At 39.2% G+C, this 25936-nt stretch carries 18 protein-coding genes and 1 pseudogene; 14 read left to right on the top strand and 5 right to left on the bottom strand.

Annotation, left to right across the window (positions count from 1 at the left end; all coding sequences use genetic code 11):
• Positions 1-3: 3 nt before the first annotated feature.
• Positions 4-3135: a GbpC/Spa domain-containing protein gene (locus QRD39_RS01360; protein ID WP_285955389.1), complete on the bottom strand. Its 3132-nt coding sequence runs from the start codon at positions 3133-3135 to the stop codon at positions 4-6.
• 196 nt (positions 3136-3331) lie between these two features.
• Between QRD39_RS01360 and QRD39_RS01355 the strand changes: the two are divergent.
• Together QRD39_RS01355 and QRD39_RS01350 are read left to right on the top strand one after the other, a co-directional pair.
• Positions 3332-3588, top strand: a pseudogene (locus tag QRD39_RS01355) (hypothetical protein).
• An 859-nt stretch (positions 3589-4447) separates the two neighbouring features.
• Complete coding sequence (locus tag QRD39_RS01350; RefSeq protein ID WP_285955388.1) at positions 4448-6481, top strand: KxYKxGKxW signal peptide domain-containing protein; 2034 nt, start codon at positions 4448-4450, stop codon at positions 6479-6481.
• 281 nt (positions 6482-6762) lie between these two features.
• Here QRD39_RS01350 and QRD39_RS01345 read toward each other — a convergent pair whose 3' ends face one another.
• Positions 6763-7659, bottom strand: coding sequence for an Abi family protein (locus QRD39_RS01345; protein WP_285955387.1), 897 nt, complete (start codon positions 7657-7659; stop codon positions 6763-6765).
• A gap of 824 nt (positions 7660-8483) precedes the next feature.
• Here QRD39_RS01345 and QRD39_RS01340 point away from each other — a divergent pair.
• From QRD39_RS01340 to QRD39_RS01315, 6 genes are all read left to right on the top strand, one after another.
• Complete coding sequence (locus QRD39_RS01340) at positions 8484-13226, top strand: glycoside hydrolase family 70 protein (protein ID WP_285955386.1); 4743 nt, start codon at positions 8484-8486, stop codon at positions 13224-13226.
• Positions 13227-13499: 273 nt separating this feature from the next.
• A complete protein-coding gene (locus QRD39_RS01335) occupies positions 13500-13826 on the top strand; it encodes a bacteriocin immunity family protein (RefSeq protein ID WP_285955385.1) in 327 nt (108 codons plus the stop codon).
• Between the two features lie 203 nt (positions 13827-14029).
• Positions 14030-14776 (top strand): YhfC family glutamic-type intramembrane protease, encoded by a 747-nt coding sequence (locus QRD39_RS01330; RefSeq protein ID WP_285955384.1) that lies wholly within the window; start codon positions 14030-14032, stop codon positions 14774-14776.
• Positions 14754-15029, top strand: coding sequence for an autorepressor SdpR family transcription factor (locus QRD39_RS01325; RefSeq protein ID WP_285955383.1), 276 nt, complete (start codon positions 14754-14756; stop codon positions 15027-15029). The genes QRD39_RS01330 and QRD39_RS01325 overlap by 23 nt, the downstream gene beginning before the upstream one ends.
• The gene (locus tag QRD39_RS01320) at positions 15019-15624 is read left to right on the top strand and encodes a DUF1648 domain-containing protein (RefSeq protein WP_285955382.1); all 606 of its coding nucleotides are present in this window, start codon (positions 15019-15021) and stop codon (positions 15622-15624) included. Before QRD39_RS01325 ends, QRD39_RS01320 begins: the two co-directional genes overlap by 11 nt.
• Positions 15614-15934 carry a hypothetical protein gene (locus QRD39_RS01315; RefSeq protein ID WP_285955381.1) on the top strand — a complete coding sequence of 107 codons (321 nt, stop codon included), beginning with the start codon at positions 15614-15616 and terminating at the stop codon, positions 15932-15934. The genes QRD39_RS01320 and QRD39_RS01315 overlap by 11 nt, the downstream gene beginning before the upstream one ends.
• A gap of 211 nt (positions 15935-16145) precedes the next feature.
• Here QRD39_RS01315 and QRD39_RS01310 read toward each other — a convergent pair whose 3' ends face one another.
• Positions 16146-17405, bottom strand: a complete 1260-nt coding sequence (locus QRD39_RS01310; protein WP_008535032.1) for a threonine/serine exporter family protein — start codon at positions 17403-17405, stop codon at positions 16146-16148.
• Between the two features lie 326 nt (positions 17406-17731).
• Between QRD39_RS01310 and dhaK the strand changes: the two genes are divergently transcribed.
• From dhaK to QRD39_RS01285, 5 genes are all read left to right on the top strand, one after another.
• Positions 17732-18721: a dihydroxyacetone kinase subunit DhaK gene (gene dhaK, locus QRD39_RS01305; RefSeq protein WP_008535031.1), complete on the top strand. Its 990-nt coding sequence runs from the start codon at positions 17732-17734 to the stop codon at positions 18719-18721.
• A 30-nt stretch (positions 18722-18751) separates the two neighbouring features.
• On the top strand, positions 18752-19327 hold the full coding sequence (dhaL, locus tag QRD39_RS01300) for a dihydroxyacetone kinase subunit DhaL (protein ID WP_285955380.1): 576 nt from the start codon (positions 18752-18754) through the stop codon (positions 19325-19327).
• Positions 19328-19330: 3 nt separating this feature from the next.
• Positions 19331-19705, top strand: a complete 375-nt coding sequence (gene dhaM, locus QRD39_RS01295) for a dihydroxyacetone kinase phosphoryl donor subunit DhaM (RefSeq protein ID WP_285955379.1) — start codon at positions 19331-19333, stop codon at positions 19703-19705.
• Between the two features lie 12 nt (positions 19706-19717).
• Positions 19718-20701 carry a Gfo/Idh/MocA family protein gene (locus QRD39_RS01290; protein ID WP_285955378.1) on the top strand — a complete coding sequence of 328 codons (984 nt, stop codon included), beginning with the start codon at positions 19718-19720 and terminating at the stop codon, positions 20699-20701.
• 183 nt (positions 20702-20884) lie between these two features.
• Complete coding sequence (locus tag QRD39_RS01285) at positions 20885-21229, top strand: hypothetical protein (RefSeq protein WP_021151656.1); 345 nt, start codon at positions 20885-20887, stop codon at positions 21227-21229.
• Between the two features lie 224 nt (positions 21230-21453).
• On the opposite strand, the gene QRD39_RS01280 is transcribed toward QRD39_RS01285, so the two are convergent.
• On the bottom strand, positions 21454-22938 hold the full coding sequence (locus QRD39_RS01280; RefSeq protein WP_285955377.1) for a DUF1846 domain-containing protein: 1485 nt from the start codon (positions 22936-22938) through the stop codon (positions 21454-21456).
• A 52-nt stretch (positions 22939-22990) separates the two neighbouring features.
• Here QRD39_RS01280 and QRD39_RS01275 point away from each other — a divergent pair, with 52 nt between their 5' ends.
• Positions 22991-24496, top strand: coding sequence for a hypothetical protein (locus QRD39_RS01275; protein ID WP_037608946.1), 1506 nt, complete (start codon positions 22991-22993; stop codon positions 24494-24496).
• A 534-nt stretch (positions 24497-25030) separates the two neighbouring features.
• On the opposite strand, the gene QRD39_RS01270 is transcribed toward QRD39_RS01275, so the two are convergent.
• Positions 25031-25858 carry an AraC family transcriptional regulator gene (locus QRD39_RS01270; protein ID WP_285955376.1) on the bottom strand — a complete coding sequence of 276 codons (828 nt, stop codon included), beginning with the start codon at positions 25856-25858 and terminating at the stop codon, positions 25031-25033.
• Between the last annotated feature and the right edge of the window lie 78 nt (positions 25859-25936).

Here is a 25936-nt window from a genome sequence, read left to right as displayed (position 1 = left end):
AGACTATCTCCTACGTTTCTTTATTGATTTTTTCTTTGGAGTAAATGCTTTTTTTATTGTTTTCACAATTTTTTTGACAGCCTTCTTGACTGATTTAGGTCCTGTTTTAGTGACAAAGGTTTTAGTGGCATTCCAAGCTTTTGTGGTCGTTTTCTTGATAGACTGTACCACATTGATAAATTTATTGTTTATTTTCTTAGCTGTGTTAACTACAGGTTTAATGATTTTTTTATTAATAGTTTTAGGTACTGTTTTAGTGACAAAGGTTTTAGTGGCATTCCAAGCTTTTGTGGTCGTTTTCTTGATAGACTGTACCACATTGATAAATTTATTGTTTACTTTCTTAGCTGTGTTAACTACAGGTTTAATGATTTTTTTATTAATAGTTTTAGGTACTGTTTTAGTGACAAGAGTTTTAGTAGCATTCCAAACTTTTGTGGATGTCTTCTTGACAGACTGTATCACAGGTTTGATAAATTTATTATTTATTTTTTGAACTTTGTTAACTACAGGTTTAATGACTTTTTTGTTAACAGTTTTAGCCACTGCGGAAGCAGTTGTCTTTAGTGGATGTTTTAGAAATTTGTCAATGTTCCCATCATAAAGAACCGTATCAAGTTTATGAATGTTCTTTCCAATATCCTTATTTTTCCCTTTAAAGACAGAGTAAAATAAGGCGCCTACCCCACCTACTGTTAGAAAAGCTGAGACAATCTCCATAAAGGAGGCTAGTTGCGCTTCTCCCTTATCTTTCCCTTGATTTTTCCCATAAACTTCTAAAAAAAGCTCTTTGCGTTTACTATCTAAATCTTTCTGTCCATAATACTTTAAGATACGCTCATCGAGGGGTAAATCTTTGTAGTCAGGATGTCTAGCTAAAATAATGGCATCCATATCAGTAAAAATATCTGTTTCAGGCATTGAGGTTAACAAATCTCCGACCAATGAATTCTGTTGAAGAATGTTATTCCTCTTATTGTCATTATTGTAAATCTCAAATAATGGATTTGAACCTAGAAAAGAAGGATATAGAAGTGAACGAGAGGACACATATTTCATGGCTTCATCAGAAAATTTTTGTTGTTCTAAAGAAGCTAGCGTTGTCATAACATGTGCAAAATCGATTTTACCGTCAGAATGGTTTTTCCGTATTGTTGTTTTTACATTATCTGGAATATCGAGTGTCGTTCCTTTATACGTGTTATAAAGGTTTTGTAGAAAGTCTTCACGATATGAAGGAGAAGCTAGCGTTAAGGCAATATCTCTATTTATAGCATTTGTATTATTGCCATTTTTCTTCTTGGCCTCCTCCCCAATTTTTTTAATAAAAGCAATCAAGTCGGTCTGTTGAGGACCATCTTCGAGAGTGTTAATAATTCCTGTATTAATACCAAACCAATCTTTCTCCTTAGAAACTGAGTTTTTCTTTGGTATTTGTGTTTCTATAGAGGAGCTCTCTTTCACTGAAGGTTGTGTTGTAATTGTTGGATGTGGAAGAGTTCCCGTATAGGTCGGCGATACTGTTCTTGTGATGACTTGCCCTGACCCAAAGTTTGGCTTGGCATAGGTATAAAGTCTTGATACAACATTGTTTTGTCGCTGATAAGTTGGGGTTATAGTAACCTTCGGAGAAGACTTCTGAGTAGGCTTTTTAGGTGTATTATCTTTCTGAGGAGTTGGAGCTGGTTTAGGAACCACTTTATTGTTGTGGTATAAGATAATAGGGGTAAGAATTGCTTGAGGCTTCTCAACTTTTTTAGGAGCGATTGGTTTTGCCATAAAAGCAGGTGCTGTTGGTGGTGTTGGAGGATTTAAAATGCCGCCTTTAACCTTAACATCTGAGTTAAACGCAAACCAATCCGCAAAGCCATTGGAATTTCCAAAATGAAAACGGATCCTCTCAGTTGATTTTCCGACAATAGCTCCGATGTAAGCATCTGGACTAGTTTCACTATCCCAATCGCTAGCTAAGGATGCTTGAGGAACAGAACTATAATTTAATGCATAATTATCTTGAACAGTAATAGTTGAACCATTAATGGGGATAAATCTTCCGTTGTAGTTCCCAACAAATTCTCCCTCACCATTCAGGGAATTGATGCTGGCAAAACTAGTTAAAGCGTAATTGTCTTTAGTAGGCAAAATTTCTTTACCAGCGGCATCATAGAACTGGACTGTCATCTCCATCTCAAAGGAACTTTGAGTAACGCCATCTTTGTTGTAGATATGCGTATAAGAAGTGACAGTAGGGTCATCAATAGCTTGAAAAATCACCTTACCAGAATAGTGGGTCGTATCAATGAGACGATAAGTAAAACGAACTCTTTTTAATTGATAACCCGAAAAACTTGAGTGCTCAAGGTTAGAATAATCTACCACGACGGTATCGCCAATATCCATCAAGGCAGTATTCCATCTTCCTGTTGTGATAACGGTTTGACCTGGTGCATAGGCAGTAACCGTCCCAGGATCCATCCAACCGTGACTATCCTTAACGACCGTCTCTAAAATCTCATCAGGAATAATATTACCCGTAAAGGTCTGAGTGGCATTTGGCTCGGAACGAAAAATGAGGTTCTGAGCTAAAACTTCAGGAAGGTACCCCGTTTTGTTGGTGTTTCCTAAAGCAGTATTGTAATCTTCATCATAACGGGCTTTAGCCAGATTATATGTTTTTTGATCAATGTAATATTGGTGGACCTTCTTTTGATAATCCTGATATTTAACGAACTCATCCTGATAGTCTTGTTCTTGCTTTTGATAGTTTTGATAATCTTGTTCGGCCTTTTGATAAGCGGACTTTGCTTCTCGGTACTCTTTGGTGACCTCGTTGACCATTTCTATCTGCTCAGTATAATCAGCCTGAGCTTCTTGAGTTGTATCGAAGGTTTCCTCTTTGGTTTCAAGAGCAGTGATACCTTCAGTAACTGCTTCAGAGATGGCTTGATTCAATTGGCTACTATCAGTATAATTGTGTGATGTTTCAGCCGTTGTTGCTTCATCTGTTGTCGCCACAGCATCTGTGGCAGGTGTTGTCGGTGGTGTCGTTATTTCTTCAGCCAACACTTGCGGTGTAAGTAATAACAAACTACTGAATAAGCCAATCCCTAAGGATTGGTAATGCTTACGTTTCATAACTCTCCTTTCTAAATTCCTTGTATTATACCATTAATTTTAGAAAGCTTAAAGAATCCTTAACCATAAAGTTATATAACTTTATAGATAGTTTCGTAAGTAAATGCCTCTTTTGACTCTTTATCCCCTTAACGCAGGAATTTTCATTATCCCTTATTCTAGGAGTGTATTAAAAACTAGAAAGAATCATTTGCTTATGGTAAAACAACAAATGGATTTTCAATCTGATAATTTAATGGCTGATTCGCTCCAGATAGAAAATTATCTGAAGTAAGGAAGAAGTTGCCACTTATGTACCGTTCATCTGGGAATTGAAGATGGTATTAGTTCCTATCTGGAGCGCTATCAACTTGCTTCTCCACGGCAGAAATTTAAGATTTTCTATTTTCTACTTGTTACGGTGAGAAGCTCAAGCGATTTTTAGAAGAAATTCGAGGTAAGCAGTATGTTTAGTTGGTTAGAAGCTATTTTTATACTTTGGTCCAACTGGCAAAGGTGAACCGACTTAATGCTTTATTATTGGTTAGCTTTTTAGCTTATCTTTGTTACTAGGGATATAAGCTAGTACGTCAACCGATGATGACCTTTTTTCAGTTGATAAAAGGATGGTTCGATAATAGGGAAACTATTAAGAAGCGTATCCACCATAAAAAAGAAGGCCTGCTGAACCTTTGGAAGCATCATCAAGATATTGACTGAAAATCATCTGGCAAAGACAAGGGGAAGATGATTTGGTCGTTAGTCAAGCAACTTGCTACAGCGATTCCATCTTTCGTAACAATAAATAACTTGGATTGTAAGCAATTTCTCTACATAATATTTCTTCTATAATTGGTGCTAAGAAAATAGCAGAAATCACAGTTTGAATAGAGTGAGTAGAGTTCTCTCCTTTAGTAAGTATAAAGTCATGATAGACAAGATTTAAAGCGTTTACGCAAGTTGTTTGGCTTGCTTTTTTATTTTCTAAAATTATCAATATAGTGTAAGCAAATAATAAGGTTTACGTAAAATATTCGACATATAGGGCTTACTTTGGTTACAAAGGATGCTCATTCGCTCTAATGTATGAGGATTGAAAATAGATGAAAGCGAGGTTTTCTTTGTCATTTAACAAAAAATAAGAGATTTTAAAAAAAGAGCTTTCTAAGATAAAAAGGTATGGGTTACATAGCTTTACCTTGCTTTTCCGTGAGAAATATGACTAGAAGGTTAGTCTTATGAGATTAGGGTTATGCGACTGTAATTGTATTCGCTATTGATATGGCTTATCATATTAGGTGTTAAATGGAAAAAGCATAGAAAGGTGTATGTTATGGAAAAGAAAGTTGGATTTAAACTACACAAGGTTAAGAAAAATTGGGTGACTATCGGAGTTAGTACTCTGTCAATGGTTGCTTTAGCAGGTGGTGCCTTTTTGACAGATCAATCTGCAAAGGCAGATGAGGTGCCAGTTCCTAATAAGGGCGGTTATGAACAATCAGATGCTGGTATTGAATCAAGTGCATCACTGGTTAATCAAAGCTATACGCCAACCTTAACAGAAGATGCTACTTACGTGTCAGCGGTGCCATCAAACTCTGGAAGTCAAATGACTGCAAGATACGAGGCGTCATCATCTTATTCAACAGAAGGCTCATCAGCGTCTGTTATTGGTGCTGGAGTAACTAGTGGTGGAGAGGTTGTAAGTACTGGTCAAGGAAGTGTGTCATCAGGTACTTCACAGGCTTCACAAGGTGCACAAGTTACTGAAACACAGACCTCTAATACAACAACACCTGGTTCAGGTTATCAATCAGGTAGCAGTTCTGCGTCAGTGAGTGTTAGTTCGTCAAGTTCTTCAAGCTCATCAAGTTCTGCATGGTATTCTTACTCGTCTTCATCATCATGGTCTTCATCATCTGATGCTAGTGGATTTGCAGCATTTACGACGAATTGGCCTGATTTGAATGCTATTAATTTAAATGGTCGTCGTAACACAACAATCACGATTACAGCTTCTGGAACGACTCCAAATGTAACCATTATTTCAAATTCAAATAAATTGATTCCTAATGTGTCAGTGACAAATTCAAATGGTTCAACACCGAATGTCACTATCATTACACAAGGAAACAAACAAAATAATTCAGGCTATCAAATCATCTCAGGTGAGACAAAACCAAGTGTAGATTCAAACACTCACAAGTCATCATTTGTCCGTGTAGGTGAAAATCAATGGTATTATTTTGACCAAAACGGCCAAAAAGTGAAAGGTGAACACGTTATCGATGGTAAGACTTATTACTTTCTAGATAATGGTCTTCAAGCTCGTGACTATCTTCTTAAAGGTGGCGACGGCTACACTTATTACTATGATAAAAATGGTGTCAAAGCCATTAATGGTTTCTACGATTTTGCAGGCTACCGCAAAGATGTCCGCTACTTTGACTGCTATGGACATATGGCAACTGGCCTCGTTGAAATGTCTGGTGTGACCTTCTACTTTGACACGCAAACAGGTATCCAAGCTAAAGACAATTTTATTCGTTTTGCTGACGGTCATATCCGCTACTTCATTCCAGATACTGGTTACATGGCGGTTAACACCTTTGTTCAAAACAAAGAAAACCAAGCTTGGTACTACCTAGATGAACATGGATATGCTGTGACAGGGAAGCGTATCATTAATGGTAAGGAATACTGTTTTGATGCAGAAGGCCGTCAAATCAAAGGTCAATTGGTGAATCAAGGCAGCACAAGTTACTACATTTCTGCTCAAACGGGTGAAATGGCTGTGTCACGCTTTATCTTTGAAAATAACAACTGGTATTACGCTGATGCTTCAGGAAATCTCGTTCAGGGAGCAAAAGTGATTGATGGCAAACAGTATTACTTCAACAAAGATCACAGTCAGCTAAAAGGTGGCTGGGCTGAAGGGCGTTATTATGACGCTGTTACTGGTGAAGCAGCCATCAACCAGTTCATCCAAATGGCAGCTAACCAATGGGCTTACCTCAACAAACAAGGCTACAAGGTAACAGGCCTTCAAACCATTAACGATAAGGTTTACTACTTTGGAAGCAATGGTGCTCAAGTTAAAGGTAAAGTGCTTACTATCAATGGTAAGAAATGTTACTTTGATGCCCACACAGGTGAGCAGGTTGCCAACCGTCTTGTCGAAGTGACACGTGGTTGCTGGTATTATTTCAACGCAGCTGGTCAAGCAGTGACAGGACAACAGGTTGTTAATGGTAAACACCTTTATTTTGACGCTTCAGGTCGTCAAGTGAAAGGTCGCCATGTTTATGTTGGTGGTAAACGTCTCTTTTGTGATGCCAGAACTGGCGAATTGCGACGTGGTCGTTAATATTAATATGATTTAAGAATCTAGAGAACTTTTTCCCTTTCCAATTTCAATTATTAATTTTTCCTATCAAATCTCTAGGTTATTAAATAATTCAAAGCCAGCAGTTGCTGGCTTTTGATTTTTCTTAGCGAATGAGGTGATAGCAGTAGCTCTTTTTAGCGGTGTAACATTTTATATATCAGGAGAAATAGAAAAAAGCCAGCAAAGACAGCTGACTTTTTTCAATAACCCGATATAAAATGCGAGCCAAGGTTTTACCTTGTTTCCTCATATCAATAGTATTATGTTTTATCCAAAAAGTCAACTGATTTTTTGAAAATTGATTCAAAGAATTTTTTTAAAGACGTTGAATGATTTATCATCTCACTATTCTCATCATATCTGTTTAATACTTCAGTTCCCTCTTTATACCGTCTCTTATTAAGTTCGTCGGAGCAAATTTTTGAGTGTATATAAAACAAATTAATTAAATCAATAATTTTGGGATACTTAACTAATCCGTTATTGATACCCATTGTATTTGAAAATGATTTGGTAGATGGATAAGGTCTTGGAATCATATCCTCTTTTAAAAATAGATTGATTAAAAATACATCATTATGAGCACAAGAGTTACGGATGTTCTTAATGAATCTGTGTTCCTTAGCATAAAGTTTCTCGTTTTTAGGGGTTCTAGATTCAATATAGAACTCTAAAAATTGGACTAACGTTCCAAAATCAATAATTTCCATAAGGACCCAAGATGAAATTTGTGTTCTTTTACGAAACATGTCTAATCGATATTTACTGCTTCTAAAATGTGACAGTACCTCATTGAACTTTTTAGGGAATTTATCTTGAAACTCTTTAACAATTGTATAACCATCCTCGTTATCATCATCAGTTAGGATTCTCATAAGGTTAGTTCTTGTTGCATGCTCAATGTCTAAACAAAGCATGAGTAGATATTCTCTCAGACGTACATCTAATTTAGCAGTGGCAACGAGATGATCAAATGTTAAATTATCATATCCCCCTTGAGGAAGTTTAGGGAAATTTTTTCTATAACTAGAAATTTTATAATAGTAACTTCTAGTTTTGAGATAGTTTTCAATTTGATCTTCAGTATAGCTACCAGGAGATATATTTTTATCCTCAAGTTTTTGAATAAGATCTTTAAAAGATAATTTGGGTTTCATTATTTCTCCTATTTTTCTCAATACTTACACCCCTATATATTTGAGGTAAGTATGTTCTTAGCAGGTTGTAAGATGAGGTGTGTAATCGTTATCATGGTTAGATTATAGCAAAGAATTTCACGAAAAGAAAACTTTCTTATTTTTTGATAAAAGACCTTTTATATTTCACACAATATAAAATATAAAGTGTTCAAAAATAAAAATTTCTTCGAAAAAGATAATAAGTTGAGATGTGCTACCCTTGTCTCTAATTAAAAGGAAAATTTAAAACTACTCGTTAAAATAAGATGACTTTGGCTTCCGTTGAAAGTTCTGAAACCGACCAAGGAATACTGAACTATCCTATTATAACTGGCTGAAAACGGGCTATAATTCTCAGAAAGACTCAGCTATTTTTGATTAAAGAGTAAGGGTGTTATGGAACTTAATGTCACAAATAAAACAACTTGTGTAAAAATACCATCCAAGAGTTTTTCGGGCTACCAAACATGGAAAGCGCCATGACCTTCGAATGAGTTAATCACGCAGGTTTTCACAGTTATATTTCAGTATCTCTAGCCAAATCCTTTATTTCATCTTAGAAATGAAGGCTTTTTTATTTAAATTTACATTAATTTTGTAGGCTTGGGAGGAGTTGTTAAAAAGTCCCTAGCCTAATGATTATCGTTAGTTATGTCATCTCCGGTTTAGGAGTTACCTCATTTAGACCACCTTTCTGAGAAAAGAAAGGTGCCTACATTAAGCTGACATTATAGTTGTGTAATTGTATTCCCTTGTCAAATAGCTTATGATAGAAATATTATAAGGGAAAAAGGTTATATATTATGGAACAAAAAGTACGCTTTAAACTGCATAAAGTGAAGAAGAATTGGGTAACGATTGGGGTAACAGCACTCTCAATGGTTACCGTTGCTGGTGGCACTTTGTTGGAAGACCAACAGGTTCAGGCCGATGAGCAAAATGCTGCGAATCAGTCGGGTGATAGCAGTCAGGATTTGCTTCGAGAAGCGCCTGCCACAACGAATGATGCAGCAACTACGGTATCACCAACTATCTCAGCAGATGCCAATACTGCTAGCGTCAACATTCCTGTCGCAGATGCGACTAACACGACAACCGATGTTACAGATAGAACAGCGGCACCTACTACAAACGCAGCGACAGTGGAAACTAACTCAGGTCAAGTAGCACCAAGTACAAATGTGCAAGCATCTGCGGCTGATACGAGTGCTACACCTACAGATACAAATAATGCGACTGCAACAGCTACTACGAGAGACCGTGCAGCAACAACTGATACGGCAAATACAGAAGCTCGTACACCTAGTCGCCGTGCCTTGGCAGAAACTCGTGAAGCCAATACCAATACATCGACTGGTATCCAATGGATCAATGGCAAACAATACTATGTCAATAGTGACGGTAGTGTGCGTAAGAACTTTGTCTTTGAGCAAGATGGTAAGTCTTATTACTTTGATGCTGAAACAGGGGCTCTTGCGATCAAGTCACAGGATGAATTTTCAACAGAACCTATCAAGGCAGCTGTGGATTTTTCATCTGGAAACCAGCTCTACAAAAACGATAACAAATCTTTGGACCAACTCGATACCTTCATCACAGCAGATGCTTGGTACCGTCCAAAGAGTATTCTCAAGGATGGTAAGACTTGGACAGCTTCAACTGAAGCGGACAAACGTCCACTCTTGATGGTTTGGTGGCCTGACAAGTCAACTCAGGTTAACTACCTTAACTACATGCAAAATCAAGGTCTTGGTGCAGGATCATTTTCAACCAACTCTAGTCAGGAAAGTCTAGATCAAGCTGCCAAGATGGTTCAGACTAAGATTGAAGAACGTATCGCGCGTGAAGGCAATACCAACTGGTTGCGTACAAGTATTGACCAATTTATCAAGACGCAGCCAGGTTGGAATAGCAGTACTGAAAATAGTTCATATGACCACTTACAAGGCGGACAATTGCTCTTCAACAACAGTAAGGGTGATACTGGCAACCGTACTAGCTACGCCAACTCTGATTATCGTTTGCTTAACCGCACACCGACAAACCAGAGTGGGACACGTAAGTATTTCAAGGATAATTCTATCGGTGGTCTTGAGTTCTTGCTTGCCAACGATATTGACAACTCAAACCCAGCTGTTCAGGCGGAGCAACTTAACTGGCTCCACTTTATGATGAATATCGGAAGTATCATGGCCAATGACCCAACAGCCAACTTTGACGGTTTGCGTGTCGATGCCTTGGACAATGTGGATGCTGACCTTCTCCAGATTGCGTCAGATTACTTCAAGGCAGCCTATGGTGTTGACAAGTCTGAAGCTAATGCGATCAAACACTTGTCATACTTGGAAGCCTGGTCTGCCAACGACCCATACTACAACAAGGATACTAAGGGGGTGCAACTGCCGATTGATAATGCCCTTCGTAACGCTCTTACCAACCTTTTGATGCGTGATAAAAATACACGTATGCAGCTTGGTGACATGACGGCTTTCATCAACAGTAGTTTGAATCCACGTGGAGCCAACGATAAAAATAGTGAGCGTATGGCTAACTATATTTTCACCCGTGCCCACGATACTGAAGCCCAAACCATTATCCAACGTATCATCCGTGATCGTATTAACCCAAATCTGTTTGGCTACAATTTCACCCGTGATGAAATCAAGAAGGCCTTTGAGATTTATAACGCTGATATCAATACAGCTCACAAGACTTATGCGTCTTACAACTTGCCATCTGTCTATGCCCTCATGTTGACCAACAAGGACTCTGTAACACGTGTTTATTATGGAGACCTCTACCGTGAGGATGGTCACTACATGGCCAAGAAGACGCCTTATTTTGATGCCATTGATACCCTTTTGCGTGCCCGTATCAAGTATGTGGCCGGTGGTCAAGACATGGAAGTGAAGAAAGTCGGAAATGACGGCCTCTTGACATCTGTTCGTTATGGTAAGGGTGCCAATAACAGCACTGATTGGGGAACTGCTGAAACCCGTACGCAAGGGATGGGTGTCATTTTGACCAATAACTACGATTTCCGCTTGGGTAGCAATGAAACTGTAACGATGAATATGGGTAGAGCCCACCGTAATCAGCTTTACCGTCCATTGCTTTTGACGACTAAGGATGGTCTAGCAACCTACCTCAATGATTCTGATGTCCCTTCAAACCTTCTTAAACGTACCGACTGGAATGGGAACTTGACTTTCAATGCCAATGATGTTTTTGGTGTGGAAAATGTGCAAGTGTCAGGTTACCTCGGTGTCTGGGTACCAGTCGGGGCTAAGGCTAACCAAGACGCACGTACACAGCCAAGTAACCGTGCCAATAGCGACGGTCAAGTTTACAAGTCTTCAGCAGCTCTTGATTCGCAAGTTATGTATGAAGCCTTCTCAAACTTCCAAGCCTTTGCGGACGATCAGCCAGAACTCTACATGAACCGTGTCTTGGCTAAGAACACTGACTTGCTCAAAGCTTGGGGTGTCACATCGGTTGGACTTCCACCACAGTACGTTTCAAGTAAGGATGGTACCTTCCTTGATTCAACGATTGACAATGGTTATGCCTTTGATGACCGTTATGATATGGCCTTGAGTCAAAATAACAAGTACGGATCACTTGAGGATCTCCTTAACGTCCTTCGAGCTCTGCACAAAGACGGTATTCAAGCTATCGCTGACTGGGTGCCAGACCAAATCTATAACCTTCCTGGTAAAGAAGTGGTTAATGCCACACGTGTAAATGGTTACGGTTATCACCAAGCGGGCTACCAAATTGTTGACCAGGCCTATGTGGCAAATACACGTACAGATGGTACAGACTATCAAGGCAAGTACGGTGGTGCCTTCCTTGATGAGCTTAAAGCTAAGTACCCATCTATTTTCAACCGTGTGCAAATCTCAAATGGTAAGCAGTTGCCTACGAATGAAAAGATTACCAAATGGTCTGCTAAGTACTTCAACGGAACCAACATCCTTGGACGAGGCATCAACTTTGTCCTTCGTGATGACAAGACCAATCAGTACTTTAATACTTCAGCCAACGGCCAACTCTTGCCAACACCACTTCGTGACACAGGTGCCATTACAAGCACTCAAGTCTTCCAACGTCGTGGACAAGATGTTTACTTCCTTCGTGATAACCAAGCTGTTAAGAATGAATTTGTTCAAGACGGTGACGGTAACTGGTATTACTTCGGTGCAGACGGTAAGATGACCAAGGGTGCTCAAACCATCAATAAAAAGGATTACTATTTCTTTGACAATAGTATCCAATTGCGTAACGCCCTTCGTCGTGCTAGCAACGGTTATACTTACTATTACGGTATAGACGGTGCCATGATTAAGAATGCCTTCGTCGATTTTGATGACAAACATCAGCAAGTTCGTGCTTTTACGACTCAAGGAACAATGGTAGTGGGTAACCTTCATTGGAGTGGTCACCATTTCTACTTTGACCGTGAAACGGGTATTCAGGCCAAGGATCGCATTGTCCGTACAGATGATGGCAAGTTGCATTACTATGCTGCCCAAACAGGTGACATGGGACGCAATGTCTTTGCGACAGATAGCAGCACGGGTAAACGTTATTACTTTGACGCTGATGGTAACACTGTGACTGGCTCACGTGTCATTGACGGTAAGACTTATTACTTTAACCAAGATGGTAGTGTCGGTACGGCCTACAGCAACCGAGCTGATTCTATTATCTTTGAAAATGGTAAGGCACGCTATATCACACCAGCAGGTGAAATCGGACGTAGCATCTTTGTCTATAACCCAGCAACTAAGGCTTGGAACTACTTTGATAAAGAGGGAAACCGTGTCACTGGACGTCAGTACATTGACGGTAACCTCTATTACTTCAAGGAAGATGGTAGTCAGGTTAAGGGAGCTATTGTCGAAGAAAATGGCATCAAGTATTACTATGAGCCGGGTTCAGGTATTCTCGCTAGCGGACGCTACCTCCAAGTAGGCGATGACCAGTGGATGTACTTCAAACACGACGGTTCACTGGCTATCGGCCAAGTTCGTGCTGATCATGGATATCTTAAGTACTTTGATAAAAATGGTATCCAAGTCAAGGGGAAAACTGTTGTCGAAGATGGTCAGACTTATTATTATGATGCCGACAGTGGAGCTCTTGTAACAAGTAGCTTTGCTGAGATTGCACCAAACCAATGGGCTTACTTCAACACGGAAGGTCAAGCCCTCAAAGGCAAGTGGACGATCAATGGCAAGGAATACTACTTTGACGAAAATGGTATCCAGTACAAGGGCAAGGCCGTTAAGGTCGGCAGTCGTTACAAGTACTATGACGAAAACGATGGCCAACCTGTAACCAACCGCTTCGCTCAAATCGAGCCTAACGTCTGGGCTTACTTTGGAGCAGATGGTTATGCCGTGACAGGTGAACAAGTCATCAATGGCCAACACCTTTACTTTGACCAATCAGGTCGCCAAGTTAAAGGAGCCTACGTCACAGTCAATGGCCAACGCCGTTATTACGATGTTGACACTGGCGAATATGTCCCAGGAAGATAAGCAGTAGTAGCCCCAGTGACTGCTCAGAGAACACACAGACGAGAATGAGGGAAAATTCTCAAGAAAAAAAGATCGTGAAAACGGTCTTTTTTTGTGCTCCTATTTGGATTTTTTCGAAATAGTCTTGACAGTAGTCTATGAAAAGCGTAGAATTTTTTTCAAAAAAAGAAAATAGGTGTGCTCACCAAGATAGCATTTCTTTCCGAATTTGATGATGGTATAAATCAAATGTTTACCTTGAGAAAAGCATGATCTATTTAGGGAGTGTTCTAGTTGACAAAAAGTAATAATATCCAAATTGAAGATATCTTAAACAATATCTATAATCTAATTTTAAATCCAGAAACAACTGAGAATGAGAGGAAGTTGCTCGTAACGTTTAAAAATGAAATAGAAGTTGGAAAGAAGGATAATGGTGAACTTCTTGCAGAGTTACGCAGAGCTATTCAAGTTCTAGCTGTTGACAATCTTTCTAAAGGAATTTCACTGAGTTCAGGATTGAGTGAATTGAGTAAGACACTCACAGAATTCCAAAATGAATCAGAACGTAACATTAATCTAGCAATAGGATTGTCATCAATCGCCATGTTTTTTAGATGATTTATCTGTTTGTGATGCTTAATAATTAAAATGACAAAAAGATCGTTTTCACGATTTTTTTTTTTGTGATTCTATTTCGATTTTTTTCGAAATAGAATTGACTGTAGTCTATGAAAAGCGTATAATCTATTTCGAAAAGTATAGAAATAGGCATTCTTACCAAGATAGTATTCTTATTCCGTCTCAATGAAAGGATAAATCAAATGGAAACACTCCTTTTTATGACAATTATTGCCATGTTAGTTATCGCCATCATAAGTTTTATCGTCCTGAGGAAAAGATGGAAGTTTTCGCTCAATCTCTTTTTAGTGGGACTGATTGGCTTTGCCTTACCAGTCATGATGATTGAAGGACCTATCAATGCCTTGGTTTTATCTGGTTTTGCTCACTCTTCTAAGTGGTTTACCATTGTTTATGGAGGACTTATGGCTGGTCTTGTTGAAGAAACAACACGCTATTTGGTTTTTAAGTTTCTCGAAAAGAAAAGAAGTTTGATGACGTCTGATATTGTAGCCTACGGTTTTGGACATGGTCTTAGTGAATTTATCTTGCTTGGAGTGATGGGCTTACTCACTAACATCATTGTTTTACAGGCCGTCCATTCAGGTCAGACCAGTCAGTTACCTTCATTTCTATTAAGTCAGGTCAATCAATTAACAGGCTTTGCTGTGGTCATGTCTCTCTTTGAAAGACTAGTTGCCTTACTACTACAAGTCTTGCTTACAGCTTGGGATTTTCTAGCAGTCACTAAGCATAAGCTTTCATTCTATTTTGGGGCGATATTACTTCATGCTACCATCGATTTTTTGGCAGGTGCTTATCAGCAAGGGATAGTCAGCAATATCTTATTAATCGAAGCCATTTTAGCTATTTATGTTCTAGGTGTAGGACTCCTGACAAGCAAAATTTGGAAGAAGGAAGGAAGTCATGGGATTATCAGAAACACTTAAAGCTATCTCTGCCCCTGTGAGGAGAGAAATTTTAGACTATCTAAAGTCTGGGCCCAAGTCTGCAGGTGAAATCAGCCAGCAGTTTGACTTGGCTCCCGCAACAGTTTCTCATCATTTGTCTACCTTGAGAAAAGCAGGACTTATTGAGGAAGCAAAACAGAAGAATTTTATTTACTATAGTTTGAACTTGACCGTTTTTGAAGAAATTTTAACCTGGATTCAGTCACTTGGAGGAAAAGACGATGAAAAATAATATGCAAAGAGTCGTTGGTAATATTGTGATACTCACACCGGTTATTGTTGGCTTAGCCCTTTACCAGCAACTCCCAAACCGGGTGGCTATCCACTTTAATGTGGAGGAACAAGCCAATGGATTTATGGATCGCAATCTAGCAATAGTTGTCCTTCCCTTTATTGCTCTTGTCATTTATAATCTCTTATTTTCATATTTTAAACAAATAAGCATTCTATTCTTAAAAGAGTTTATGTTATGGCTTATCCCAATTTTTTCGGTCGTCATCCAAGGTCTCATATTGACTTTTGCCTTAGGAGGCCAAATTCAAGTTCGATTGACTGTCATTTGGTTAGTGGCACTCATTTTTCTAGTAATCGGGAATTATCTTCCTAAAAGTGTTGGCCTAGCAACTAAAAATCAAAATGAGATCAGTAAGTCAGTAGCGAGAAAGCTAGGCTACCTAATGGTTACAATGAGTCTTGCCTTGTTAATCAGCCTATGCTTTAACCCCTATATTACAATTATTATTTTAGGTGTTTTTGTAGTTCTAATCTTGAGTGTCTTGGTAGCCAATTTTCGCTATTTAAGTAAAGGATGTAAGAATGACGTATAAAAGCGATCTGATAGAAGATAACAAAAGGGCCGAGAATCAGAGCTTTCTCTACTTACTACACGAGGAGAAAAAATTTGATGTAAAGGCACTTGAAGATTTGTGTCACTACATCATAGAACTGGATACAATCAGTCTCGAGCAGTTGAGAAATATCCATTATATTGAAAACCAAATACTACGCCATCTTGTGTATCATTTTGATGATAATGATCTAAGTAAGATCTCAAATCTCCCTTTTGAGTACTGGGAGTATATAGAGCCCTTTGAACGTTTAATGGCATGTTTGTACGAGGGTGATGGTGAGGAATGACAATTATCCAGGTCATAACAAAGTCTTGTTAGAGACTTTGAACCAACAGTATGGTTATCCTAAAGATATCAAAGACTATTTTGATTTGAAGTAGATTTATGAAAGAGATTTTGTCAGGTAGCTTCTTTTAGGGGCTACCTTTTTTGGTGCTGATTACTTAATTGAGGTATCAAAAAAGCCACTGGCATACAAAACCATGGCTTTCAACAATTTATTTTTTCTTCCCTAGGACAAAATAGTGGCTAGGGATTTGTTGTGTCAAACTGACTGCGATAGCGATGGTAAATGAGGCTAGGAAACAAGCTCGTAGGAAGCTGAGGCCTAGGTCTGCATTTCCAATCAAGAGGAAGTAGATGGCACGGTAGAAGCTCATTCCGGGAATGAGTGGGAACATGCTTGAGGCTAGGAAGACAGTAGCTGGACATCTACGGTAGTGGGCCAAAAAGCGTGAGGTGAAAGTGACCAGTAAGGCAGGAAAGAGGATGGCTAAAACTTCGTGATGGGTATTATTCCAAATCAAGAGGTAGAGGAGCCATGAGCCGGCGCCTAGTGTTCCAAGATCTAAGAAGTATTTCTTGGGTACTCGGTAAAGTACGGAGAAGGCTGCTGTCCCTAGTCCTGCCATGACAGTTTGAATCAGGACTTCTAGCCAAGAGGTAGACGGTGTTGAAAAGACGCCTGATAGTTGCTCCGCAAAGGGGAGAATGGAAATCATGGCAAGGACACCGACAGAGATTGATAGACAAGTGGAGACTCCCGATAGCATCAGGGCCAGGCCACTATAGTAGTTGTTCTGGGTGAATTCTCGGATGGCATTAACAAAGTAGGCCCCAGGAATCAAAATCATCAAGGTCCCTAGGATAATGACACTACGATGTTGTCCAATGCCCAGAGTATAGAGGATATTAGCTGATAAGGCAGCAATGGCACTAGAGAGGATAATCTGCAAGAAGCTGGTATGAATAAAACGGGAAAAAAGCTGCATGCCAATCCCCACAAAAAGTCCAGAGATAGCCGCAGCAGTCCCATCAATCCAGCTACTTCCAAGGGCTAGCGAGAAGCTACCTGCACCAATGACACAGGCTATAATATCCTCTAAAGGACGATAGAAGGTCTTGTGTTCAATGGTTCTCAGTTTTTGGAAGATACTAGAAACAGGCTGATTTGGCTGCTCTGCCAGTTCACGAGACAGGCGGTTAACCTCCTCTAGTTTACCTAGATGGATAGAAGGGGCTGAGGTAGCTAGGACACGAGACTCCTTAAGACCTGAGCGGTTGAGTCCGGAAATCATGACTCCTCGATTGACCACGTAAGTGGAGAAGTCTCTAATACCAAGAGACTTGGCCATGTGTCCCATGGTGTCCTCGATACGGTAAATCTCAGCACCGCTCTCCATGAGGAGACGGCCTGCCTGAAGGACCGCATCCATTTCGTTTTGAGTCTCTGTTTCATTTGGAAAATCGATAGTCATGTGACCCCTCCTTATCTGTTAATTCGTCATTCCATTATAAGGCTTGAATGGTGGTTTTTCAATAGCTTTGGCGACTAAAATGCGTCTTTTTATGAGATTTTTCTTCTACTTAATGATGGGGGACAGGAAAATGGAGGCTTGCCTTTTGCCTTGCTAATGATTGAGGCAAATGCTACAATTAAATCATAAAATGTATGCGTTTACATATTTTTGCGCTACCTTTCTCAAAAAGCGTTATAGTCCTTTATTTATAGGGAGATGAGCAATTACAGAAGGAAGCGTATGTAAGTGTAAAAAAATGATACCTTTGAAAAGGAGGCAATTCCATGAAAAAAATTATCAATAATCCTGAAAATGTTGTCACTGAGATGTTAGATGGCTTGGCTTATGTACATCATGATTTGGTGCATCGTCTGTCAGGTTTTGACATCATTGCAAGAAATGAGCAGGCTTCTGGTCAGGTTGGTCTCATTTCTGGTGGCGGAAGTGGTCACGAGCCAGCCCACGCTGGTTTTGTGGGTGATGGTATGCTTTCAGCAGCTATCGCAGGTGCAGTTTTTACATCACCAACGCCTGATCAAATTTTGGAAGCTATCAAGGAAGCGGACCAGGGGGCTGGTGTCTTCATGATTGTTAAAAATTATTCAGGCGACATCATGAATTTTGAGATGGCTCAAGAATTGGCTGAGATGGAAGGTATCGAGGTTGCCAGTGTCGTTGTGGACGACGATATCGCTGTGGAAAATAGTCTCTATACACAAGGTCGTCGTGGGGTTGCGGGTACTATTTTCGTACATAAAATCTTAGGTCATGCGGCTCGTGAAGGCAAGTCTCTGGCTGAAATCAAAGACTTGGCTGACAAGATTGTCCCTAATATCCACACCATTGGTTTGGCCCTTAGCGGTGCGACAGTTCCTGAGGTTGGCAAGCCTGGTTTTATCCTAGCAGAGGATGAAATCGAATATGGTATTGGTATCCACGGTGAGCCAGGTTATCGTAAGGAGTCTATGCAACCTTCTCGCCTATTAGCGGAAGAATTGACTGGTAAACTTATAGAAGCCTTCGAGGCAAAGACTGGTGAGCGCTATGCCCTTCTCATCAATGGTATGGGTGCAACGCCACTCATGGAGCAGTATATCTTTGCCAATGACGTGGCAAGTCTTCTTGGAGCTGCAGGCTTAGATGTGGTTTATAGAAAATTGGGTAACTACATGACTTCTATTGATATGGCAGGTCTTTCACTAACCCTTATGAAGATTGAAGATGAGGCTTGGCTGACAGCTCTGGAAAGTCCTGTTAAGACCATCGCATGGTAAAAATGACAAAAACTAGAAATCGGGTATATTATGGATAAAACAGTTGCAATAAAATGGATGACTCTTTTTAACCAAATGGTACAAGAAGAGAAAGACTATCTCTCTGAATTAGATGGTCCAATTGGCGATGGCGACCACGGGGCTAACTTGGCGCGTGGCATGGCAGCAGCCATTGAAGCTCTTAATACATCGGCTCCTCAAAGTTCCTCTGAGGTTTTTAAGGCAGTCTCTATGGCCTTGATTAGCAAGGTCGGCGGTGCCTCAGGCCCACTCTATGGGTCTGCATTCATGGGTATGATGAAGGCTGAACAGGCGGGACAGGATTTGCCAGGAATTCTTGAAGCAGGTCTTGATATGATTGTTAAAAGAGGTCATGCACAAGTTGGTGAAAAGACCATGGTGGATGTTTGGAGCCCTGTTGTAGAAGCCGTCAAAAAGGATCAATTAACGAATGATTTTATTGATCAGGCTGTTTTGTTCACCAAGGATATTGTGGCAACTAAAGGTCGGGCTTCCTATGTAGGTGAGCGGTCTATTGGTCATATTGACCCTGGATCACAATCCTCAGGATTGCTCTTCAAAGCCTTGCTAGAAGCGGAGGAATAGGACATGCCAGAACTTGGAATTGTGATTGTCTCCCACTCTGCTGATATTGCTAAAGGCTTGGTTCAGCTCATTCGTGAAGTCGCACCCGATATTCCCCTGACAGCAACAGGTGGTCTTGAAGATGGTGGCTTAGGATCAAGTTTCGATCATGTTCAGGTAGCAGTGGACAGTCAGCCTGCGAAGCGTCTTTTGGCCTTTTACGACCTAGGCAGTGCACGTATGAATCTGGAAATGGTTGAGGAATTCTCAGATAAGGAAATTCTCATTCAACAGGTCCCTCTTATTGAGGGGGCCTACACAGCTTCAGCTCTACTTCAGGCAGGAGCTAGTGAGGTTGAAATCTTATCTCAGGTTAATGAATTAACTATTCAAAAGTAAAGAAAGTATGCTATGACACATCAAATCAACTATAAATGGGCCAGCCTTGGAACTGGCGTTATTGCAAACGAATTGGCGCAAGCGATGGAAGCCCTTGGAGGAAAACTTTATTCCGTTGCTAATCGCACCTATGATAAGGGTGTTGCCTTCGCTGAAAAATACGGCATTGAAAAGGTTTATCAAGAGATTGATGAGGTGTTTGAAGACCCAGAGGTGGACATTATTTACATTTCCACACCTCACAATACTCATATTAATTACCTTCGTAAGGCCCTCGCAGCTGGCAAACATGTCCTCTGTGAAAAATCCATCACGCTAAACAGCGAGGAATTGGAAGAAGCTATCCAACTGGCCGAAGAAAATCATGTTAAACTGGCGGAAGCCATGACTATTTTCCATATGCCGATCTATCGTAAGCTCTCTGAAATTGTGGATAGTGGCAAGCTAGGCCCACTCAAAGTTATCCAGATGAACTTTGGTTCTTATAAAGAATATGATATGACCAACCGCTTTTTCAATCGTAATCTGGCTGGTGGTGCCTTACTCGATATCGGTGTCTATGCTCTTTCCTTTGTTCGCTGGTTTATGACGTCGCAACCGACGGATATGGTTTCGCAGGTCAAGTTGGCACCGACAGGTGTTGACGAACAAGCGGGTATTCTCCTTACCAATGCAGAAGGGGAAATGGCGACAGTGACCCTAAGTCTTCATGCTAAACAACCTAAACGTGGTACCATTGCTTATGATAAGGGATACATCGAACTTTATGAGTACCCACGTGGGCAAAAGGCGGTCATCACCTATACGGAAGATGGCTCACAAGAAGTCATCGAGGCCGGAGAAACTGCCAAAGCCCTCCAGTATGAAGTCCTAGACATGGAAGCAGCCGTTGCAGGTAAGGATGATCATACCTACCTCAATTACAGCCGAGATGTCATGGAGCTCATGACCCAACTCCGCAAAGATTGGGGCTTAGTTTATCCAGAAGAAGAGTAGTACCCACTATAACCCCATTGACACTAAACAAAAGCTTTTTGTGTGACAAGAACTGCTAATTCTAACAAATGGTTACAATTTTTGTATGACCGTTAGAAAGGTAGCAAGAGTGGGACTTTCACTTGTGTAAGCGTTTCAAAGCGTGTATAATATAGTTAGAAAGATAGGAAAAGGAGATGTGTAGTGTCTAGTATTACAATTGAAGCGAGCAAGGTGGCTAGAAAGAGTCCTATTAGGGTTGATACTAGTCTTGTGGGAACGGTTTCTGGGGTTGAAGATGTGACAGTCTCCCTACCTTCATCGAAAGCTCGTCTAAGTGTAGGTAAATGGGGCTATAAGTCCAATACGATTACTGTTGAGGATGGTCAAACTGTTCGGGTTACAGGTAATTTTATAAATCGCCTCATAGCGGTAGCACCATTGTTTCTATACTTTATTGGAGGTCGTTACCTCCCACTCATTGCTGTCCTATCTACTATAATTTTGCTTTTTAGCTTACCCTTTCTCAAGTTAGAAATTGTAGACTAATTAGAATCGGGAGTGGCCTAGCCCTCTGTTTGATACTTTTAACTCACTTTTTCATAAAAATGCTAGGCTGCTCTCCATTTTTTGAGAAAAGGTTGAGACGAGAAAGTGGGTTGTCAAAAAGGGAACTTGATAGAGTTCTCCTTTTTTATTCAGCTAGTTTCTCTGTTGATTTCTAAAAGACCCCAGTTGGTAAAACTGAGGTCTTTCTTGTTTCTAGTGATAGATTACTTACGATATAATTTGTCGTATTGATAGTAAGGATCGAAGGTCACATTGATACCAAGCTTACGGAGGACATTTTTATCTTCATCAGTAAGGATGATGGTTGAGTGGGCTTCAGATCCCTTGAGGTTACCAAGTTCCTTCATGGCACGGGCCGCATCTGCATTGTTAGCAGCAGTGATAGCCAAGGCAATGAGAATTTCATTTGAGTGAAGACGAGGATTACGGCTACCCAGATGGTCAATTTTCAGACCTTGGATGGGTTTAACCACCTCAGGCTCGATGAGTTTGGTTTCTTTGGCAATGCCAGCAGAAGTCTTGATAGCATTAATCAAAGCAGCGGCAGTAGGACCAAAGAGTTCTGAATTTTTACCAGTGACGATTTGGCCATTTGGCAATTCAAGCGCAAGAGCAGAACTACCGGTTTCTTCAGCTTTACCACGTGCTGCTACCACGACTTTACGGTCTTCAGGCGTGATACCAAGATCGTTCATGAGCAGTTCGATTTTCTTAACGGCAGTTTCAGGTACACGTTCATTTTTAAAATCAAGAACGGTTTGATAGTAGCGACGGATGATTTCTTGCTTAGAAGCTTCTTTAGCAGCCTCATCATCGGTAATAGCGAAACCAACCATGTTAACCCCCATATCTGTAGGCGAAGCATAAGGAGATTCGCCAAGGATACGTTCAAGCATACGTTTGAGAACTGGGAAAATCTCGATGTCACGGTTGTAGTTTACGGTCGTTTTTTCATACGTTTCCAAGTGGAAGGGGTCAATCATATTGACATCATCAAGGTCCGCAGTAGCAGCTTCATAGGCCAAGTTGACTGGGTGATGAAGTGGCAAATTCCAAACTGGGAAGGTTTCAAATTTGGCATAACCAGATTTGATGCCATTGATTTGGTCGTGGTACATGTTAGACATACATGTCGCCAATTTACCAGAACCTGGACCAGGAGCAGTGACAACGATTAGGTTTCGGCTGGTCTTGATATAGTCATTTTTTCCCATACCTTCAGGAGAAATGATATGGTTCATATCCGTTGGATAACCCTTAATAGGGTAGTGGATGTAAGACGTGATGCCATTTTTTTCCAGTTGGTTACGGAAAGCATCGGCCGCAGGTTGACCTGAATACTGCGTAATAACAACAGAACCCACATAAATATTGAGCTCGTTGAATGTATCAATCAGACGAAGCACCTCTTGGTCGTAGGAAATACCAAGGTCACCACGAGCCTTAGAGTGCTCGATATTGCTAGCATTAATGGCGATGACCACTTCAACCTGATCTTTAAGCTCTTGAAGGAGCTTGATTTTATTGTCAGGCTCATAACCAGGAAGGACACGAGCAGCGTGGAAGTCCTCCAACATTTTGCCACCAAACTCCAAGTAGAGCTTGCCGTCAAACTGGTTAATACGCTCCAAAATATGGTCACGTTGCAGATTCAAATACTGTTCAGAACTAAAAGCTTGTTTCTTCATAAATAAAAATACCTCTGAGAAAAATTATATCAAATGCCGAAGGTAAATGCTATTGGCGAAAGACGATTTATTGGATTTTAAAATAACTTCAATGTATGTCTTTTTCTTTTTATCAACAATAGTGTATTTGAGTGGGTTATTGCATTTTGATATAATAGAAATCATGATGAGTATTATTTTTACAATATTGTTATTTTCAGTTGTGTTTTGTGTTTTTCTATTTCCATATTTTAAGAAAAATAGAATATTAGCCATTGGCCCTAGTATTATACTTGTTATTATTTTGATAGCATTTGGTGGTCTTACTACTTCTCAGTGGGGATTTCTTTCTGCTGCCTTGGCAGTTGGCTCTATGTTATTTACAGAAGATTTTTTTACAAAATTTTTTGGAGTTAAATTATCTTTAAGGGCAAGCTCTATTTTAGTACGTGGAAGAGTGATAATAGTTCTAATGGCACCAATATTATTTATCTCAGTAAATCTAATAACATCACAATGTGTTGAGGAAAAAATTCTACATAATAAATTAGAGTATATTAAATATGACCCTAAAGAAGTTAAATTATTTGAAAATGGTAAAGAAATAAAGGCAATTGGAGATAGTAGTTTAAGGAATACAAAGTACATTCTTGATTTTATTGATGGAGAACATGTAAGACATGGAATAATAAGTTTAGAATTTGATAAAATAATAAATAAATTATATTCATTTAAAGATTTAACTGTAAAGTATCGAGGCATTGATTTTAAGATAGAAAATGTTACTTTTGATGAGCAAATGGGAGTTTACTATTTATTTGTGCATAAAAGAAACTTAAATAATAACGAGACAATTGCTAAGTTATTGACATCTCTACTTAGATTTATTTTTATTGAGTTAATTGGAATGGTATGTATAAATGTTTATTTTCGTTGCTTTTATAGAAATCCCAAAGAAAATTGGTTGTTAAAATTTATTAGTCGTGAAAAATCGGGTATTGATATTCAAGGTCATTGGTTCTTGTTGAATAAGTATGAATTTGATAATAGGGAGTTCTTATTTTCAGTGTCAAGTTTTTATATTCTAGGTAATCTATTATACATAGGAAAAGAAGTTTATCAATTAATTAAAAAAAATGATAAAATAAGCATAAAATCGCAACCGGGAGTCTCTTTTGAGATTCTAGATGACTATACTATAAAGTACGACGAATATACGTTTATACATTCATATTCTAAAAAGAAAAAAGATTTATTTGTAAAATATAAGGTTCCAAAGAATAGGTTTGGAAACAAAGTGTATTTTAAAGAATCAAATGAAAAAATTTTGTTAGGTGAAGATTTAGCAGATAAGGAAAATGTACTTTGTTTGGATATGCAGAATAATAAATTAATTGAAACACGATTAAAATTTCAAAAAAAATGTTATTTTGTAGCGGAGGAAATAACTAATTTAGAATCATCAGAACAAAGCATTCTCTATAGCAGTGAAGATATACCAATAGTATACATTAATAAACCTGACAAACGCGAGATAATTGTTGGTGGTGTAAGGTATATTGAAATTAAAAATCAATAAGATTAAACATTCAATAGTATTTTGTTAATAATCCAATACTTTTCTTTAGAAAAGTGTTGGATTATTTTGATAGAGATGTACTAAGTTTTTCAGTCATCTAATGTTAAAAGTTACAAGTGATTTTGCCTATTATCTTGAATCTAAGTTTCCTATTTTTTGGATAAAGGCGTATAGATCTTTAAACAACGTTGGTGATCCGAGTTTCAAAATCTTGTCTTGTATGTAGAAGAAGTTGTTTTCTAAAAAGTTTCAGATAAGTTTGACTATATTTTTTGGAGATTTCGAACGGTTTTTTATTGCCTCATTACATAGCTAACTTATAAAGGAGTTGTGCTAAAATTTTACTTTCCTCTGCTGACAACTGGTAATTGCTGATACCTTAAGCCATGTTTTGAACTAGATTTGTTTTAAGGGGCTATTAGTATTTAATTTTATATCAGACTGGTCTTTTGAAAAGAATAGGATTTATTGCAATTTTAAATCTATATATGTTTATCATTATAGAATACTCATGTAGAAATATTGAGTTAATCGTTATTGTATAGAGGTCCGATATTGACTTGGTGAGCAGTCATAATACTGCCGAAAGGCTTTTGAAAAATGCAAAGGGTCCAGATAGCCTACAGAATAGGCGATAATTTTTATAGGTTGATCAGTAGTTTTCAAGAGTTCATTAGCTCGATTCATGCGTACTTCGAGCAGGTATTCTTTGGGAGAAATCTTGTGGAAGTCTTTGAAGATGGAGGACAAATAGGAACGATGAACGCCTAGCTTATCGGCAATCTCTTGGATACTAATATCTTGTGAGTTATAACCTATATCGATGAGGTGTTTGGCTTCACGATAGAGTTTGCAACTGGGCGAGATGGTTTCTTGATCAAGGTTAGGTGAGAGGTCATTTAATCGGTGCATGAGTTCATAGAGTTGACTGATAACATGCAGTTGCGAGGAATTACTTTCGTCGAGCCTTTCTGCATCTTTGACAATAGTCTCTATGAAGTTACCTAATGCTTCGGTGTGAGGGGACGACCTAAGATAGGCTGTTTCATGGATTTGTGAGAGGTGAAAGTACTCCTGAGCTTTGATACCACTAATCCCCAGCCAATAGTAGGACCAAGGAGTCTGATTATCCGCAAAATAGTAGGTAACTTCACCTGGTATGAGTAAAAAAATGTCTCCCTTTTGAAGGGGGATTTTTTGGTCCTTGTATTCAAGACAGCCTTTTCCTTCAGTGATGTAATGGAGAACGTAATTTTCCCGAATGGCAGGACCAAAGAACTGGTCTGGTAAACAATCCTCATAGCCGTAAAAATCAAGACGTAAATCTAAGGTTCCTGTTTCAAGTTCTGAAAAAATAATCATAGCACAACCTCCTTACCTAACATTTTACCATATATTTGCAACAAAATTCCATTTTAGAAAGCGCATACATCATCTATA

Origin of the sequence: Streptococcus raffinosi (assembly GCF_030284685.1) — a bacterium.
In the GTDB taxonomy this organism is placed as follows: domain Bacteria; phylum Bacillota; class Bacilli; order Lactobacillales; family Streptococcaceae; genus Streptococcus; species Streptococcus raffinosi.
This window is presented reverse-complemented; position numbering and strand designations above follow the sequence as displayed.

Excerpts from the sequence above, each read along its gene's own strand:
- QRD39_RS01290 (WP_285955378.1), top strand. The coding sequence starts at position 19,718 with ATGACACATCAAATCAACTATAAATGGGCCAGCCTTGGAACTGGCGTT.
- QRD39_RS01270 (WP_285955376.1), bottom strand. The coding sequence starts at position 25,858 with ATGATTATTTTTTCAGAACTTGAAACAGGAACCTTAGATTTACGTCTT.
- dhaL (WP_285955380.1), top strand. The coding sequence starts at position 18,752 with ATGGATAAAACAGTTGCAATAAAATGGATGACTCTTTTTAACCAAATG.
- QRD39_RS01320 (WP_285955382.1), top strand. The coding sequence starts at position 15,019 with ATGAAAAATAATATGCAAAGAGTCGTTGGTAATATTGTGATACTCACA.
- QRD39_RS01345 (WP_285955387.1), bottom strand. The coding sequence starts at position 7,659 with ATGAAACCCAAATTATCTTTTAAAGATCTTATTCAAAAACTTGAGGAT.
- dhaM (WP_285955379.1), top strand. The coding sequence starts at position 19,331 with ATGCCAGAACTTGGAATTGTGATTGTCTCCCACTCTGCTGATATTGCT.
- QRD39_RS01350 (WP_285955388.1), top strand. The coding sequence starts at position 4,448 with ATGGAAAAGAAAGTTGGATTTAAACTACACAAGGTTAAGAAAAATTGG.
- QRD39_RS01360 (WP_285955389.1), bottom strand. The coding sequence starts at position 3,135 with ATGAAACGTAAGCATTACCAATCCTTAGGGATTGGCTTATTCAGTAGT.
- dhaK (WP_008535031.1), top strand. The coding sequence starts at position 17,732 with ATGAAAAAAATTATCAATAATCCTGAAAATGTTGTCACTGAGATGTTA.
- QRD39_RS01330 (WP_285955384.1), top strand. The coding sequence starts at position 14,030 with ATGGAAACACTCCTTTTTATGACAATTATTGCCATGTTAGTTATCGCC.
- QRD39_RS01315 (WP_285955381.1), top strand. The coding sequence starts at position 15,614 with ATGACGTATAAAAGCGATCTGATAGAAGATAACAAAAGGGCCGAGAAT.
- QRD39_RS01280 (WP_285955377.1), bottom strand. The coding sequence starts at position 22,938 with ATGAAGAAACAAGCTTTTAGTTCTGAACAGTATTTGAATCTGCAACGT.
- QRD39_RS01325 (WP_285955383.1), top strand. The coding sequence starts at position 14,754 with ATGGGATTATCAGAAACACTTAAAGCTATCTCTGCCCCTGTGAGGAGA.
- QRD39_RS01310 (WP_008535032.1), bottom strand. The coding sequence starts at position 17,405 with ATGACTATCGATTTTCCAAATGAAACAGAGACTCAAAACGAAATGGAT.
- QRD39_RS01340 (WP_285955386.1), top strand. The coding sequence starts at position 8,484 with ATGGAACAAAAAGTACGCTTTAAACTGCATAAAGTGAAGAAGAATTGG.